The organism is Pontibacillus halophilus JSM 076056 = DSM 19796 (assembly GCF_000425205.1).
Taxonomy (GTDB): domain Bacteria; phylum Bacillota; class Bacilli; order Bacillales; family BH030062; genus Pontibacillus_A; species Pontibacillus_A halophilus.
This window is the reverse complement of sequence record NZ_AULI01000009.1, coordinates 113,140-128,967: the sequence shown is the minus strand read 5'-3', so window position 1 is coordinate 128,967 and position 15,828 is coordinate 113,140. Positions and strand designations below refer to the sequence as shown.

14 protein-coding genes are annotated in these 15,828 nt (G+C 42.3%); 2 read left to right on the top strand and 12 right to left on the bottom strand.

Annotation, left to right across the window (positions count from 1 at the left end; genetic code table 11):
• Positions 1–132: 132 nt before the first annotated feature.
• The 5 genes from H513_RS0110570 to H513_RS0110550 all read right to left on the bottom strand — a co-directional run bounded on the left by H513_RS0110570 (position 133) and on the right by H513_RS0110550 (position 7,164).
• Positions 133–804 (bottom strand): potassium channel family protein, encoded by a 672-nt coding sequence (locus H513_RS0110570; RefSeq protein ID WP_026800720.1) that lies wholly within the window; start codon positions 802–804, stop codon positions 133–135.
• Positions 805–911: 107 nt separating this feature from the next.
• Positions 912–1,925 carry a cytochrome d ubiquinol oxidase subunit II gene (locus H513_RS0110565; RefSeq protein WP_026800719.1) on the bottom strand — a complete coding sequence of 338 codons (1,014 nt, stop codon included), beginning with the start codon at positions 1,923–1,925 and terminating at the stop codon, positions 912–914.
• Positions 1,922–3,277, bottom strand: a complete 1,356-nt coding sequence (locus H513_RS0110560) for a cytochrome ubiquinol oxidase subunit I (protein WP_026800718.1) — start codon at positions 3,275–3,277, stop codon at positions 1,922–1,924. Before H513_RS0110560 ends, H513_RS0110565 begins: the two co-directional genes overlap by 4 nt.
• Positions 3,278–3,546: 269 nt before the next feature.
• Positions 3,547–5,397 (bottom strand): ABC transporter ATP-binding protein, encoded by a 1,851-nt coding sequence (locus H513_RS0110555; RefSeq protein WP_051239887.1) that lies wholly within the window; start codon positions 5,395–5,397, stop codon positions 3,547–3,549.
• 12 nt (positions 5,398–5,409) lie between these two features.
• Positions 5,410–7,164 (bottom strand): ABC transporter ATP-binding protein, encoded by a 1,755-nt coding sequence (locus tag H513_RS0110550; RefSeq protein ID WP_026800716.1) that lies wholly within the window; start codon positions 7,162–7,164, stop codon positions 5,410–5,412.
• Between the two features lie 458 nt (positions 7,165–7,622).
• Here H513_RS0110550 and H513_RS0110545 point away from each other — a divergent pair, with 458 nt between their 5' ends.
• Entirely contained in the window at positions 7,623–8,456 is an 834-nt protein-coding gene (locus H513_RS0110545) for a mechanosensitive ion channel family protein (RefSeq protein WP_026800715.1), read from the top strand.
• Between the two features lie 286 nt (positions 8,457–8,742).
• Here the strand turns inward: H513_RS0110545 and H513_RS0110540 are convergent, their stop codons facing one another.
• The 7 genes from H513_RS0110540 to H513_RS0110510 all read right to left on the bottom strand — a co-directional run bounded on the left by H513_RS0110540 (position 8,743) and on the right by H513_RS0110510 (position 15,019).
• Positions 8,743–10,029, bottom strand: coding sequence for a hemolysin family protein (locus tag H513_RS0110540; protein WP_330981688.1), 1,287 nt, complete (start codon positions 10,027–10,029; stop codon positions 8,743–8,745).
• 88 nt (positions 10,030–10,117) lie between these two features.
• Complete coding sequence (locus H513_RS0110535; RefSeq protein WP_026800713.1) at positions 10,118–10,363, bottom strand: YkuS family protein; 246 nt, start codon at positions 10,361–10,363, stop codon at positions 10,118–10,120.
• Between the two features lie 74 nt (positions 10,364–10,437).
• Entirely contained in the window at positions 10,438–11,559 is a 1,122-nt protein-coding gene (locus tag H513_RS0110530; protein ID WP_026800712.1) for an N-acetyldiaminopimelate deacetylase, read from the bottom strand.
• 58 nt (positions 11,560–11,617) lie between these two features.
• The gene (dapD, locus tag H513_RS0110525; RefSeq protein WP_026800711.1) at positions 11,618–12,334 is read right to left on the bottom strand and encodes a 2,3,4,5-tetrahydropyridine-2,6-dicarboxylate N-acetyltransferase; all 717 of its coding nucleotides are present in this window, start codon (positions 12,332–12,334) and stop codon (positions 11,618–11,620) included.
• Between the two features lie 124 nt (positions 12,335–12,458).
• On the bottom strand, positions 12,459–12,908 hold the full coding sequence (gene cbpB, locus H513_RS0110520; RefSeq protein WP_026800710.1) for a cyclic-di-AMP-binding protein CbpB: 450 nt from the start codon (positions 12,906–12,908) through the stop codon (positions 12,459–12,461).
• A 353-nt stretch (positions 12,909–13,261) separates the two neighbouring features.
• Positions 13,262–14,476 (bottom strand): EAL domain-containing protein, encoded by a 1,215-nt coding sequence (locus tag H513_RS0110515; protein ID WP_026800709.1) that lies wholly within the window; start codon positions 14,474–14,476, stop codon positions 13,262–13,264.
• A gap of 102 nt (positions 14,477–14,578) precedes the next feature.
• Complete coding sequence (locus H513_RS0110510; protein WP_211226514.1) at positions 14,579–15,019, bottom strand: hypothetical protein; 441 nt, start codon at positions 15,017–15,019, stop codon at positions 14,579–14,581.
• A 168-nt stretch (positions 15,020–15,187) separates the two neighbouring features.
• Here H513_RS0110510 and trhA point away from each other — a divergent pair, with 168 nt between their 5' ends.
• Positions 15,188–15,823 (top strand): PAQR family membrane homeostasis protein TrhA, encoded by a 636-nt coding sequence (trhA, locus tag H513_RS0110505; RefSeq protein ID WP_026800707.1) that lies wholly within the window; start codon positions 15,188–15,190, stop codon positions 15,821–15,823.
• The last annotated feature ends 5 nt before the right edge of the window (positions 15,824–15,828 follow it).

The window sequence follows — 15,828 nt, the reverse complement described above, 5'->3', positions numbered from 1 at the left end:
TTTTACCCAGAAATGAAACACACGTCTGTTCGAAGTTATTAACTTTTTTCCACAAGGGGCATTCTGTAACCGAATTCATGTAAACGAACAAAATAAAAAGACCCTTAACACACAGTTAAGGGTCTTACAAAGTTAATCATCGTCTTCAACGACTAAGTTCTTCTCAAATCTAGAGATGTCTCTGTCCGCTCCAATAATAATGAGCACATCTCCATCGAGGATGGTCTCTGTTGCAATTGGCGAAACGTTAATATCTTTATTTCGTTTAATTGCTACAACGTTACATCCGTAACGAGCACGGATATCCAAGTCAACCAACGTCTGGCCAATCATTTTCACGCCAGCCTTAACTTCAACCACACTATGGTCATCAGACAGTTCTAAATAATCGAGTACATTATTTGAAATGATATTATGCGCAATTCGGCGCCCCATGTCTCGTTCTGGGTGAACAACTTGGTCAGCACCAATCTTATTTAACACTTTCTCGTGGTAATCATTCTGAGCCTTAACCGTGATTTTCTTAATCCCTAGTTCTTTCAACATTAAAGTTGTCAAGATGCTCGCTTGAATGTTATCTCCAATCGCCACAATAACGTGGTCTATGTTGCGTATGCCTAATTCTTTCAATACACTTTCATCAGTTGAATCCGCAATTACGGCATGAGAGGCAATATCTTTATACTCATTTACTTTATCCTCATCGATATCAATCGCGAGTACTTCCATTCCTTCTCGGCTTAGCTCCTGGCAAATACTTGCTCCGAAGCGACCAAGTCCTACAACGGCATATTCCTTCTTCATGCTCTTCCTCCAATATCTATTAGTTCACTAGCAATAGTCTATCACAGAAGGAAACAGAAAAGGAAGCTAGCACCATAGAAAAAAAGCGGGGCTATGCCCCGCTTACACTATTTCTTACCTTTCACATATTCCGCATCAAATAAGAACATCTTCATTAATAAGATCAATGAAGGAACAAGTAAACATAGCCCTGCGATAAAGGCGATAATGAGCGCTAGTCCCATCGTATCATTTGTTACACTGTCACTGATTGTAATGAATGGTTCTAGAAGATACGGCAGATGACCTGCTCCATAACCAAAGAATGCAAAGAAGAACTGGAACATAACAAATATAAATGCTAGTCCAAGTCGACGCTCACTATAGATTAACCAAAGTGCACCGAGGAAGAAAGCAACAGAGATTCCGAACATCCACCATAAATCAAGCATGTTCTCAAAGTGGCGGGAATTATGCTGACTCATTGCAATAAAGGTCGTCAGACTCGCAATAATTGTTGGTGTACTCCAGAATAGAGCGAGCTTTCTCATAAATTGAAACGCCGCTGTATCTCCAGCTTTCTTGGCGTAGAAGCTAAGGAAGGCTGCACTAATATAAAGAACCGAAACAATCGCTAAGAAGACCACACTCCAAGAATAAGGGCTTCTGAGTAATTCACCCGTTAGCAAATGAACTCCTGTTTCTGTTTCTTCTATAAATCCACCTTCTGAAATTGTGAGTGCTGTCGATAATGCAGCAGGAATGAATAATCCTGTGGCCCCATATAGGAACATAAAGAGATGGCTTTTCTTCGAGCCATAGTTCTCAAATGCGTAGAAGGACCCTCGGATGGCAATGAGAATAATGGCAATACTTCCTGGTACAAGCAGGGACTGACCAAAGTAGTAGGCAGCATCAGGAAAGAATCCTACCAATCCTACAAAGAAGAAGACAAAGAACACGTTCGTTACCTCCCACACAGGTGAGAGATAACGTGATATTAATTTGTTTACAACGTGGTCTTGCTTCGTCAGTTTAGCGTAATATGCAAAGAATCCTGCTCCGAAATCGATGGACGCCACGATAAGATATCCGTAAAGAAATACCCAAAGGACCGTTATTCCAATTAATTCATAGTTCATGCGTCAACACCACTCTTTGTTACATTAGGATATTTTTGTTCTAACTCTAATTCTGCCGGATTATCCTTAAATAGCTTTCTCAACACTCGGACGACCGTAAATCCGAGTACGACGTAAAGACCGATAAAGAGAAGGAGCATCCAAGCTACATTTGGAGAGGTTGTTGCAGCTTCAGCAACCGTCATAAACCCTCTCATAATCCAAGGTTGACGTCCCACCTCTGCAAGCAACCAACCAAATTCAATTGCAAGCATTGCAAATGGTCCGTTTAATACGACAAGCCATAGCACCCATTTATTGAATGGGTTAAATCGTTTCAATTTCCATAGTGCTAAGAATAAGAAAGAAACACCTAATGCATACATACCTAAACTAACCATTAAATCAAAGAAGTAATGTATGATTAGCGGCGGTTGCTCTCCTTCATTAATTTCTTCAAGTCCTTGCACTTCAGCGTTAAAATCACCAAACGCTAAGAAGCTAAGCATATTCGGGATCCGGATGGCATTTTGCACTTCATTGTTCTCATCCAACGTCCCGAACACAACAAGGTCCGCGCTTTCTTCTGTTTCAAAGTGCCATTCAGCAGCTGCTAGCTTCTCAGGTTGATGCTCAGCTAGATGCTTCGCTGATAAGTCGCCTGCTACAGCTGTTAATATCGCGAAGATAAAGGTGACGACCATCGTTAATTTTAATGCTTTCCGGTGGTAGGCATTGCCGCGTTTTCTTAAGATGGCGAGTGCTGCTATCGTTGCTAAAATGGCAGCAGCAGTTAAATAACTAGATGTGAGTACGTGAAACACCTTCGTTGGCGTCGCAGGGTTAAACATAGCTTCCATTGGATTTATGGAAGTAATCTCTCCATTGGTCAAATCAAACCCATCAGGCGTGTTCATAAACGCATTGACTGTTGTGATAAAGAATGCGGACAGTCCTCCCCCTATAACGACTGGTAGCGACAATAGCCAGTGGTAAATAGGCTTATTAAATCGGTCCCAAGTGTACAGATATGCGCCAAGGAAAATCGCCTCAAAGAAGAATGCAAATGTCTCCAGAAAGAGCGGCAGACTAATCACATTCCCCGCAAATTGCATGAAACTAGGCCACAAGAGTGAGAGTTGGAGACCAATGGCTGTCCCTGTTACTACCCCTACGGCGACAAGTATGACATACCCCCTCGCCCAGCGTTGTGCAAGTAAAGTGTAATGGGAATCTTTCTTTCTTATCCCTATTAATTCAGCAATGGAAATCATTAAGGGGATCCCCACCCCTAACGTTGCGAATATAGCGTGAAACATTAACGTTAAACTCGTAAGTAGTCGACTCAGTAAGACGCTATCGGCTTCAAACATGTTGCATCCTCCTCGATGAAGATTGTGAAATGTTGAACATAAAAATTCGCAGTAGAAAAACTCTGTTTAAGTCCAACATACAATAACCTATCTCCCCTTAGTATAAACCTTATAACTGCCTATGGAGGGAAAGATTGGTGACAAATTTGTGAAATGTGTCACAATATCCTTTAACTCTAGTGTAAAGCGTCCCATTTTCTTCGTCAACTTTCGAATATGTAAAGGCGAAACATCGCTGCTCCGCCTTTAAGTGATACTCTTATCAATAGTTACATTGCATCCAACATCTCGAATTGAGTCTTCACAAGGTCAAAATATTCCCCTTGTTGGTCCATCAACTGTCGATGGTTTCCTTGCTCAATGATTCGACCATGATCCAACACATAAATATGGTCAGCTTCTCGAATGGTTGAAAGACGGTGGGCAATCATAATTGCGGTCCGCCCTTTCAATAACGTCTTTAACGCATGTTGAATTTTCACTTCCGTTTCGGTATCGATACTTGATGTTGCTTCATCAAGAATTAAAATGCGTGGGTCTGCAAGTAAGGCACGTGCAAAGGAAAGAAGCTGCCGCTCTCCTGCTGACAGAATGTTGCCTCGCTCTTCAACTTCTGTCTCATATCCATCGCCCATACGCTGTATAAACTCATCAGCCCCCACGACTTTCGCTGCCTCGATTACTTCTTCATCCGTTGCACTAGGTCGACCAAATCGAATATTCTCCATGATTGTCCCTGAGAAAATAAACGTGTCTTGTAACACAACACTAATCTGCTGACGTAGGCTATCAATGGTAACGCCTTTTAAATCTTGCCCATCAATTTTCACAACACCCTTTGTTGGGTCGTAAAATCGGCTAATTAGATTCGCAATTGTAGACTTCCCAGAGCCTGTATGACCCACAAGAGCAATTGTCTCACCAGACTTCATTTCAAGGCTAATTTCATGCAGTGCTATCCGATTATCGTCATAAGAGAACTGAACCTTCTCAAATTCAATGTGACCTTTCATATCTTTCAATTCTATCGCATTCGTCTGCTCTTCTACATTTGGCTGTTCATCAAGGAACTCGAAAATTCTCTCAGAGGAGGCCATCGCCATTAGCAGCTGGTTGTACATCTGACCAAGTCGTGAGATAGGCTCCCAGAACATCCCGAGATAGAAGGCGAAGGATACGAACGTACCGACTTCAATCCCACCGTTTGTAGGGCCTAGAATAATCAGCCATGCCCCGTAAGAGATCAAAATAACTGTACCAACCGCATTGCTCAGTTCAACGAACGGTCGAAACATAGCACTCCGCTTCGTTGCGTTGCGCCACGCTTCAAAGTTATCTGTGTTTATCCCATTAAAGTACTCTGTATTTTCTTTCTCTTGTGAGAACGACTGCGTTATACGAATCCCTTGAATACTCTCATTTAAATGGGAATTAAGTCTCGATTGTTGAATCCTTACATCTTGCCAGGATCTACGGATGTTCCGGCGTAGCTTCGTAGATATAAAGAACATCACTGGCAAGATAACCATAATAGCAAGAGCTAGCTTAGGACTAAGAACGAACAAAATAACAATAATGCCAAGGAGCGTCACAATATCCATTAGCAAGTTAATGATTCCGTTCGTAAACAGTTCTTGTAACGAATTAATATCATTCATTATCCGTACAAGAATAGACCCAGCTGATTTCGAGTCAAAGAAGCGATGGGACAGCCGCTGAACATGTGAGAATAGATGGGTACGTAAATCATAAATTACATTCTGCCCAAGCACATTCACCCACTTAATCCGTAAACTATTGGCAACATAGCTAATCAAATATAGGATGGCGACGCCTACAACTAATTGTACAAGTAAATTCGTATCTTGTTTCTGTATTGCAAGGTCAATGGCAACCTTACCGATTAAGATTGGTACAATTAAACGTACAAGTGTAGAAATCAACATTGCTAAAATGGCTGCAGGCAACAGTTTCTTAGAATAAGGCTTTACATATTGTAATAGCCGCCCTAATTGAGACCAGTTAAATGGTTTCTCAATCGCCTGGTCAAGCGTGTAATAAAACCGCTTTAAATGCGGACTATTTGTTCGTGTCACTTTTTCATTCTTTCTATTATTCATACGTACACCCCCCTAGTTTCCAGATGCGGCCATAATTGCCTCTTTGTCCTGATACTGAATATCGTAAATTCTTTGATAAACTCCACCATTCGATAACAACTCTTCATGTTTCCCTCTCTCTGTGATGATTCCATCTTCTAACACGAGGATTTCGTCTGCGTGTTTAATAGAAGAGATCCGGTGCGCAATGATGAACGTTGTACGCCCCTTCATTACTTCTCTTAACGCCTGTTGTATCTTAAGTTCGGTTTCCATATCTACTGCTGAGGTCGCATCATCAAGCACAAGGATGCTTGGGTCAATAAGGATAGCACGCGCAATAGCAATCCGTTGCTTCTGACCGCCTGAGAGCCCCATGCCGCGCTCACCTAGCATTGTGTCATAGCCATCAGGCATTTCCACAATGAAGTCGTGAGCTTGAGCCCGCTTCGCAGCATCAATAATGCTGTCCATTGAAGCATCCGGGTTTCCATAAGCGATATTGTCTCTAATGGACGTTGAGAATAAGAAGGATTCTTGAAGCACAAATCCAATGTTCTTTCTTAATTGCTTTAACCCATAGCTTTGGACAGGGTTCCCATCAATAAGCACTTCCCCGGCTTCTGGCTCGTAGAATCTCGTAACAAGCTGTGTAATGCTCGTTTTCCCAGAGCCCGTTGCTCCAATTAATCCAATTGTTTTGCCAGGTGGGGCATCGAAGCTTACGCGCTTTAAGGCTTCGTCATCGTCTTCGGTATATTGAAGCGTTACATCACGGAACGTTACGTGTCCGTTTAGCCTTTCTTGCCTAATCGCGCCCTCATGTTCAACAATATCTTCTTCAGCTTCCAGAATCTCTAGTAAACGCTCTCCAGACGCCTTCGCTTGCGAGAACAAATTAATGACAAATCCGATGTTCATGAGAGGTCCTACGATATACCACACCAAGCTAAAAAACGCGACAAGCTCTCCGCTTGTCATGGATCCGTTAATGACGAGTGACCCGCCATAGGCAAGCAACGCAACAACTGATATGTTCCCAATAAACTCCATGAGCGGAAAAAACTTAGACCAGATGTTCGCTGTGTGAATGTAGTTGTCTTTATAGTCCGTGTTATGGTCTTTGAATCGGCCAATTTCAAAGTCTTCTCGTGACAGAGATTTAACGGTGTTCATTCCGCTAATGTTCTCCTGTACTCTTGTATTTAATTTCCCGAAGGATTTACGGATTCCTCGAAAGGCAGGGTGAACTTTCTTATCAAATCGATAGACGACAACTGCCAAAAATGGCATAGCCCCCATCGTGACAAGCGCTAAAGGTACCGAGTAGTAAAACATAACCAAAAGACTAATTAAAATTAACGTAACTATACGCAACAACTCAGAAAACCCAAATGACAAGAAGAAGCGAAATCCTTCTACGTCTGCTGTAAGACGAGACATTAAGTCCCCCGTTCTTGCATTATCATAGTAACGAAACGATAAGCGTTGTAGCTTCTCATAAAGAGAGTTCCTTAATTTGTAGACAGATGATATACCAAATAAATCCCCGAAATACTGATTTAAATATGTAGCAACTCCTTTTACAATCATAAGAACGACGAATGTTACCGCTAGGTACGGTATTAAATCATACTGCTCGGGTTTCACAACGTCATCAATGGTCTTCTGGAGTATGATTGGATAAACAACTGTAATCCCTGTAACTAAGAATAAAAATGAAATGGAAATGATAAAGTATAGCCGAAATGGTAAATAAAAGCCTTTAAGCTTTTTAAATGTTTCCATAGCCTTCCCCCCAAAATGTAATCAAGTATATATAAATATATCGACTTCCGAAATAATTTTCCACCTTTTTGACTTAATTTTTACAATTTTCCTACAACTATTTCTATCATTAATCCTTCACTTTCTGCATAGGGGAAGAAGGGCTGTAGTCCTTTCAACTTCATAGAACTTATCTGTGACCACACTACAATTTCCTTTATTCAGAACCAGCTCTAAATCTGTTTGATAAACCCCGGTCTACATCCCCTTCTTATAGGAAGGTAAGCAGATGAAGAATACATCCAAAGGGCCGTAAGCTCTTCCCTCCTAATTAATAGAAAGAACGAAAAAGATTTATTAAGCTTTTCTCACATGTAAGAATTTCTGTAAAAAACATGTGCACGTTTGAAAAAATACTACAATATGGGGTATAGTAAAAAACATGACAAAAAATCATACATAAAGGAGGAACCTACCTTATGAATCTTTTTACAGATGACTCATTTAACTTCGGGAATCTATTAGATGCGATTATTCCCGTTGCCCTACAGATTGGATTACTCATTATTGCATTCCTTATCGTTTCTCCTCTTGGAAAACGAATTATTCGTGGCTCCGTACAACGTACGAGCAAAACTCAAAAAGTATCAGAAGCTCGAGTACGCACCTTAGAAACACTCGCGTTAAGCGTATTCTCTTACGTTCTTATGTTCTTCTTCGTAGTCATGCTATTTGGTGTCTTTGATATTGACATTGCACCACTCATTGCCGGAGCAGGTGTCGTTGGTCTTGCCATCGGTTTTGGTGCGCAAGGGTTAGTGAGCGATATCGTAACTGGCTTCGCCATTCTCATTGAACGTCAAGTAGATGTAGACGAATATGTAACAGCAGGCGGCTACAACGGTATTGTTGAAGAAGTTGGCCTTCGTACGACTAAGATCCGAAGCTTTGATGGAACATTAAACTTCGTTCCAAACCGTAATATGGTTGGCATTAGCAACCACTCTCGCGGCAACATGCGCGCACTTGTTGACATTGGCATCTCTTACGATGACAATATCGACCAAGCCGTACAAGTGCTACAAGCAGTATGTGACCGCTTCGCCCAAAACGACGAACGCATCACAGACGGCCCGAACGTACTAGGTGTTCAAGGATTAGGCTCATCCGACGTCGTCCTACGCGTCCTCGGCCACACTGAAAACATGCAACAATGGGCCGTAGAACGCGACCTAAGAAAAGCAATGAAAGAAGCCCTAGACGAAGCCGGCATCGAAATCCCTTACCCACACCAAGTTAATGTGAGTAAATAACCAAAAGCGGAAGGGGGCGCTTAGGCACGGTAGGCATAAGTAAGATTACAAAGGGAGGTGCTCTTCCCTCCCGGAGTAAGATTGCTTATGACCGGAGTGCCTGCCCCCTGCAGCTAGACGAACCAAAAGCGGAAGGGGGCGCTTAGGCACGATAGGCATAAGTAAGATTACAGAGGGAGGTGCACTTTCCTCCCGGAGTAAGATTGCTTATGACCGGAGTGCCTGCCCCCACCGAATGATAACCAAAAGCACAAAAAGGTCTTGAGGAAATTCCTCAAGACCTTTTTTATGTCTCATCCCGCTTTACTTCAACCTTGCGAATGTGTGTGTCTTCCATTTCTATTATCGTAAACGTGAATCCTTGTTCTGTTACAGACGTTCCCTTTCTAGCGTCAATGTCTTTCGTTAACAACCAACCTGAAATGGTATCAACTTCTTCATGGGAGAGCTGTGTGGTCAAATAATCATTTACGTCTTGAATCGCAATTTTCCCATCCATCACGTAACTGCCATCTTCTCTTATTTCGAACGGTAGTACTTCTTCATGGTCGAACTCATCCCGAATCTCTCCTACAATCTCTTCGAGTATGTCTTCAACCGTCACAAGTCCAGCTGTCCCCCCGTATTCATCAACCAATATGGCCAAATGGGTCTGGTCCGTCTGAAGTTTCACGAGTAGGTCTTGAATCGCAATATTTTCAAACACTTTGTGAGCTGGGCGTATATAATCTGACAGCGTATGGTGTTCATCACATTCGTCTGCAAATAATTCCTTCATGTGTACAATCCCAACCACTTTGTCCTTATCTTGATCAATGACCGGGTACCGAGAGAACCGCTCCTTACGAATTCGTTTCAGAATGTCTTTCATTGGTTCATGTAAATTAAGTACAACCATCTCCGTTCTCGGAATCATGATTTCCTTAGCGGTACGGTTATCAAACTCAAAGATGCGATCGACATAGGTGTACTCAGATTGATTAATTTCCCCTTTTTCGTACGATTGAGTGAGGATATAGCGCAATTCCTCTTCTGTATGAGCTTCTTCTCCCTCATTTGCCGTACGAAAGCCGAAGAGACGGACAAATAAGTTTGCAGACCCATTTAGTACAAAGATAAATGGAAGCATCATTTTATAGAAGAAATCTAATGGTCGAGCTAAAGCAAGCGTAATTGCTTCCGCTTTCTGAATGGCAACCGTTTTAGGTGCCAATTCCCCTAAGACTACGTGAAGGAATGTAATAATTGCAAAGGCTACGGCAAATGAGATGGTGTGTGTAACACCTGAAGGGAACGGTAGCTGCTCAAATAGTGGAGATAGTAGCGTATCTACTGCCGGTTCCCCAAGCCAACCAAGTCCTAGTGAGGTAATGGTAATCCCAAGTTGACAAGCCGATAGATAGGCATCAAGGCGATTGATGATATGTAAGGCCAACTTCGCCTTCTTATCTCCTTGTTCTGCCAAGGCTTCAATGCGACTCTTTCTTACTTTGACAATAGCGAATTCACTCGCCACAAAAAAGGCGGTCAGAACGATTAATAATACGACAGAAAGCAACTTCAACCAAACCATCATACCCTCTCCCATTCTTCATTATGTAAGAAAGGAACAGCAAGCTGCTGTTCCTCTTCGTTCAATCGTTGCCGTGAAACATAGGAATTTAGCGACTTCCCTGTTGATCCACAGCTTGACACACTTCGTCAGCCGTCATTCCATGTGCATTAATGACAGCACCATTTGTCACTGCATTTGAAATGCCCATCACGTTCTGGTCCTGTCCAGAAATGACACAGCAATCACAAGACTGTGCATCGTTCTCTGATTTGAGTTCTACTACATCATGCCCTTTAGATTGTAAAGCTTGACTTACATCAGATAGGGTACCTTCCACACCGATTCTTGCCACGTAGAATCTCCTCCTCATTCATGTATAGGAATTTATCCTTCATGGGTAGTGTGAACGGAAGGCAGGCATGCTATTCAGTCAAGGAGGTTTCGGATGGTTGCTTCCACAACGTCCACTCCGACAACCAATGCTTCTTCCTTTGGTTGTAGCCGACTTGTATGCAACCCAGACGGAGAATCAACGCCTAACCAGAACATGAATCCAGGGATGTCTTTCAACATATATCCAAAGTCCTCTCCAGTCATGGCAGGGTCGCAGTTCACATAGGAATACCCCGTATCCTTCACAATTTGTTCGAAAGGTGGGATAAATGCAGGTGTGTTATAAACTCCATAATAGTTCGATCCGTAATCAATGGAGATTTCACATTCATGACTTTCCTGCATCCCACTCGCAAGCTTTTCAATTCGATTCTTCATAAGCTCCATCGTGTCTCCTGTGAATGACCGAAGCGTGCCTTCAATGCGAGCATGTTCAGCAATGACGTTCTGAACAAAGCCACCAGATATTTTCCCGACAGTTAACACTGCAGGTTCGAGCGGTGGGACATTTCTAGATACTATGGATTGTGCTTGTACAATAAAGTGACTTGCCGCTACAACCATATCGTGAGTGAGATGAGGATAGGCAGCATGTCCTCCCTTACCTTTAAAGTCAATAAACAATTCACTAGTATTCGCGAACAACAATCCCTCACGAGCCGCAACCGCTCCTACAGGTTGTTCAGGCGCTACATGCAAGGCAAATATTGTGTCAGGCTTCCACGCAATAAATTCCTCACTTTGAAGCATCGGCAGCGCACCGCCTGGCCCTTCTTCGGCTGGTTGGAATACAAAGAGCACATTCTGAACAGGGGGGTCTTCCGCGAGTCGCTGCAAGGCTCCAAGCGCTATCGTCATGTGGAAGTCGTGCCCACACGCATGCATTCTCCCTTCATGGACAGAAGCAAAGTCATAACCGGTTTCTTCTGTGATTGGCAATCCGTCGATGTCAGCGCGGTATCCAATCGTTTGTGTCGGGTTAGTCCCATCAATGAATACGAGAACGCCCGTTTCCCATGTCTTCACGTGCAAGGAATGCTGTGGCAATTCTTGAATAAACTGTAACAGAAACGCTTGAGTCTTCTTTTCCTGGAAGCCAAGCTCAGGAATCTTATGTAAGTCTCTTCTTATCTGAACTAAACGTTCTTGTTCCATCTTCTCTTCCCCTTCTAAAAAAAGCAGGAGTGGTTAGCTCCTGCTTTTGCAATTCATATTATTCGTTATCTAGCTTACGTAGTTCTTGTTTAATTTCTGTCTTGCCGCGCGTGCTGTCATCAATCTCTTTAATGACTTTTGCAGGTGTTCCTGCTACTACTGTATTCGCTGGAACATCCTGAGTAACGATGGCTCCTGCAGCAACAACTGCACCTTCACCTACCGTCACTCCTTCAAGAATAACAGCGTTAGCGCCAACGACAACGCCATCTTCAATGACAACTGGTTTCGCACTTGGCGGCTCGATAACACCAGCCAACACTGCGCCTGCACCAATGTGACAGTTCTTACCGACTGTCGCACGTCCTCCAAGTACAGCGTTCATGTCGATCATTGTACCTTCGCCTACAACAGAACCAATGTTAATCGCAGCACCAAGCATAATAACGGCACCATCACCAATTTCAACTTGGTCACGAATAATCGCACCTGGCTCAATACGAGCGTTTACGTTTTTCAAGTCTAGTGTTGGGATTGCAGAGTGACGACGGTCATTCTCTACTACATAGTCATCAATTGCGTTGTTCTCTAGAAGAGGCTGTACCGTCTTCCATTCACCAAATAATACACCAGATTCGTTATCTACAAAAGCTTTCACCTCGTCACCGAAGTCGATTGCTTTAAGGTCTGTACCTTTTACATACACTTTAACAGGTGTTGTCTTTTTACTATTTGAGATAAAAGAAATAATCTCGTTTGCATCCATCATTTCCATGTCTATTATGTCCTCCTTAAGTACCTATGTACAACTTATGCATATAACTGTATCAAACGTTTCGCACAGTTACAAGCAAGATTCATTAATAAAGAAAAGGTGGAACATCTCCCACCCCTTCATCCTATTTCTTATAATTGTACGTGTATAGGTGTCTCTTTAGATGCTTTAGGATTGCTCGCCTTGTTAGAATCCCATCAAAATACCCATCTTCGTCTGAAACACAGACAAAAGGATGGTCGACGACGGCATCTAACCCTTTTGAGAAAGAATCCGTTTTGTTCAGGCACGGAATGTCTTCATTCATAACTTCCTCCACTCGGATCTCAGACAGCTTCTCTAATTCGAAGCGTTCAATTCCAAGCATGTTGTCAATGATGATAGTCTTACTGATTACACCTTTTAATTTATAAGTAGGGTCTAGTACCGGAACCGCTGAATAGCCGGATTTCACTAGTACGAGTAAAGCATGTTCAATTGGATTCCCACCCTGAACGTGAGCTACCTTCTCAGATGGAATCATCAAATCTTCTACTGTAATGTTCATTAACTCTTCACTTTGAATACTGATCATCGTTCTCACTCCTTTTCGTTTCAAACAACAAAGGGAGGAGTCTTCATGTTTACATTCCCACTCACCACTATACCATATTTCAACGAATTACAAACCTGTATTCAGCATATTTTGAAGCGGTTTCACTGTCCACCGTTGTGGATTACAATCCAAATGGGCACAAGTCTTAGGCACCCACATTTATGACAGACACCGTCGTGCTTGGTTAGTGTACAGCAATGGTCACATCGGTAATATAAGTTCATCCCCCACCACTCCCCTTCCACATAATTCGTGCATTCCCTATACTTTATGTTAAACAGGCTTGTCTGTACCAGAAGAAAATAAAAAAACATCCCGCAATCAACGGGATGTTAGTGCAATAGAGCTTCATGTTCGAACATGTAATCGTATCGAATATCAATAAAAATGGAGTGACTATCACTTAGAGGGAAACTGAATGTACGAACAAGCTCCCTTGTCTCAATATCTGAATAGACATCAGATAGCCTTCCTTTGTTCCACATTTTCATTTGAACCATATTCTCTAGGAAGTAAGGGCGGAATGCCCAGTTTGTACCATACACTTCTGGCTCCTCTACCCATTCTCCGTTTCGTTTCGTAAAGTTTGAGGAAATTTGTTGACCATCGCTGTCACAAACGTAGATTCGAAAGCTCTCTTGGTCGAATAGATTCATAATTCGAGGAATGAATGCATTAACCTGCTTAGGGCTTTCCCATGAGTCAAGCATTCCTCTCATCCGTTGGTCCCAGTTGAGAACATAGTTTAGCCTAGTCTCAATCAGCATCTTCTCACGCTTAATAAATCGGTGCACATCGTTACGTAATAAATCAACGCACACATCACGTTCAAGAAACCGCTCACTCGGACGCACTAAATAAGAACCCTGATAGAACCGGCCACCATGCTTCCAAGCGTAATACAATTGAATAGAGTCCTCGATATTCTCAAACAATAGCGCAGCTCCAATCCGTCTTGACAATAAAGAAATGGATTGGATGACATCCTGTTGGAGAGGATTCGCTTGGTCTTTGAATATGGACGCATCTACTTTCACGATATGAGGCTCAAGTAGTCTTAAGGAATCTAAATTTGGAGTTGTGTCCCCTTCATGGCGGACTGCCACTTGTATCCCGAAAGTCTTGTAGTAATGAAGAAGATGATGCAACCTCTCCACATCTACATCCACTTCCACATCCAGTATCTCAATCACAAGTTGATTCATGTTGAAGCCTAACTCTTGAAACGTATGTATCATAGCAATAAAGGCTTCACTGTCTTCAAGAAGTAACTCGTTTGCGCGGCGATGTATAAATAGACAGCCGCTCTCTTTCTCTTGAATGAACGTGTCCATTGCTCTTTTCATGAGGTGCTGATTGACCTCTAATTTAAATTCATCTGGTACTTCATCATCTTGGAAGAACCCATCCAATAGGACCTGGCCGTCATCTATTGGGAAACTTCCCTTCACCACATATCCCATAATGTCGTGTTTAACTGCAGAGAACACAGGCTGAAATAGTGGCTTTACCTTTTGTAAACGATCAATCACGTCTAGTGGATCCATTCTTCTCCTCCCTTGTATCGTTTTTTATTTATGATACTTCAGAATGAAAGATTATGCACCCACAATCAAAAAAAAGCCTGCTACCCTAGCAGGCTTTATCCATTAGAATCCTCTTTTCACTTCAGGTTTCTTATCATGATAGTCGCTTGGCTTTTTCTCGAGCATTTCATCAAATTCTTGATCAAATTGCTGTAACGAATAGTCTTTTGTCTTTTCAGTTATCCAACCATCTTTAATCAACTGATCGAAGTTCTTCTCTAGCTGGGCTTTAAGCTGTTTCTTCACCTCAACTGGGTCTTTTCCAGCCTTTTCAATCATTTGCTTAAAGGTTAAATCTTGGTCTTTGTATTGCTTCATCTCTTCTTCCGAGATTTCTAGAAGATTGCGTAGACCTGATTTCATATCACGATGAAGCAGATGGCTGTTCTCAACAAAAGGCGGGGCATCAGTAGAATCAGCTGCCGGAGCTGCTTCTACCGAGGCATTTCCACCCACCCATACCAAACTTCCAAGGGTCATTACAGTTACAAGAAAACATTTCACACTAGTCAACATTTCGATTCTCTCCTTTCAATTGCTCTTATCATGTCCTAGCGTCCACTACTTTCATTCTAAAAATGAGAGAGAAATGCTGTAAAAAATCTTCATGACTTTTGTGTAACTTGTCGTTTCGATGTATAATGAAACAAATTGAGGAGAAGAGGTTTTTCGTTGGAAACACATACATTTTCTAAAAGAGAAGAAGTTGCAAATGCGATTACTCATGGTATTGGAGCGGTATTAAGCGTCGCAGCCCTTGTTCTTCTTGTCGTTTATGCATCCTTAAACGGGAACGCTTGGCAGATAGTAGCAGTCTCCATCTATGGAGCAAGCATGCTGACGCTCTATGTTTCTTCTACTCTTGTCCATGCATTTCGTCCAGGTAAATGGAAAGACTTATTCGAAATATTTGATCATGCGTCCATTTACTTATTCATCGCTGGTACGTATACACCACTTCTCTTAGTGGTCTTACGAGGTACATTAGGATGGACATTGTTCGGAATCGTGTGGGGGATTGCGCTCGTTGGTGTAGTGTTCAAGGTCTTCTTTGTGAAACGATTTGTTGTCTTATCCACCGTTTTCTATTTGTTAATGGGATGGATTATAGTCATTGCTTGGGGGCCGTTAACGGAGACGTTCCCATTTGGAGGGATGGTGTACCTGGTAGTAGGTGGAGTTCTTTATTCCATTGGTACAATCTTCTATGTATGGCGAAGCTTTCAGTTTCATCATGCCGTGTGGCACTTGTTCGTTATTGCAGGTACCGTCATGCATTTCTTCGCTGTATTTCTATACATTTTGTAAGAAAT

What these genes read in the sequence shown, in the direction of transcription:
- H513_RS0110570 (WP_026800720.1), bottom strand. Translation starts at nt 804, where the DNA reads ATGAAGAAGGAATATGCCGTTGTAGGACTTGGTCGCTTCGGAGCAAGT.
- H513_RS0110565 (WP_026800719.1), bottom strand. Translation starts at nt 1,925, where the DNA reads ATGAACTATGAATTAATTGGAATAACGGTCCTTTGGGTATTTCTTTAC.
- H513_RS0110560 (WP_026800718.1), bottom strand. Translation starts at nt 3,277, where the DNA reads ATGTTTGAAGCCGATAGCGTCTTACTGAGTCGACTACTTACGAGTTTA.
- H513_RS0110555 (WP_051239887.1), bottom strand. Translation starts at nt 5,397, where the DNA reads ATGAATAATAGAAAGAATGAAAAAGTGACACGAACAAATAGTCCGCAT.
- H513_RS0110550 (WP_026800716.1), bottom strand. Translation starts at nt 7,164, where the DNA reads ATGGAAACATTTAAAAAGCTTAAAGGCTTTTATTTACCATTTCGGCTA.
- H513_RS0110545 (WP_026800715.1), top strand. Translation starts at nt 7,623, where the DNA reads ATGAATCTTTTTACAGATGACTCATTTAACTTCGGGAATCTATTAGAT.
- H513_RS0110540 (WP_330981688.1), bottom strand. Translation starts at nt 10,029, where the DNA reads ATGGTTTGGTTGAAGTTGCTTTCTGTCGTATTATTAATCGTTCTGACC.
- H513_RS0110530 (WP_026800712.1), bottom strand. Translation starts at nt 11,559, where the DNA reads ATGGAACAAGAACGTTTAGTTCAGATAAGAAGAGACTTACATAAGATT.
- dapD (WP_026800711.1), bottom strand. Translation starts at nt 12,334, where the DNA reads ATGGAAATGATGGATGCAAACGAGATTATTTCTTTTATCTCAAATAGT.
- cbpB (WP_026800710.1), bottom strand. Translation starts at nt 12,908, where the DNA reads ATGATCAGTATTCAAAGTGAAGAGTTAATGAACATTACAGTAGAAGAT.
- H513_RS0110515 (WP_026800709.1), bottom strand. Translation starts at nt 14,476, where the DNA reads ATGGATCCACTAGACGTGATTGATCGTTTACAAAAGGTAAAGCCACTA.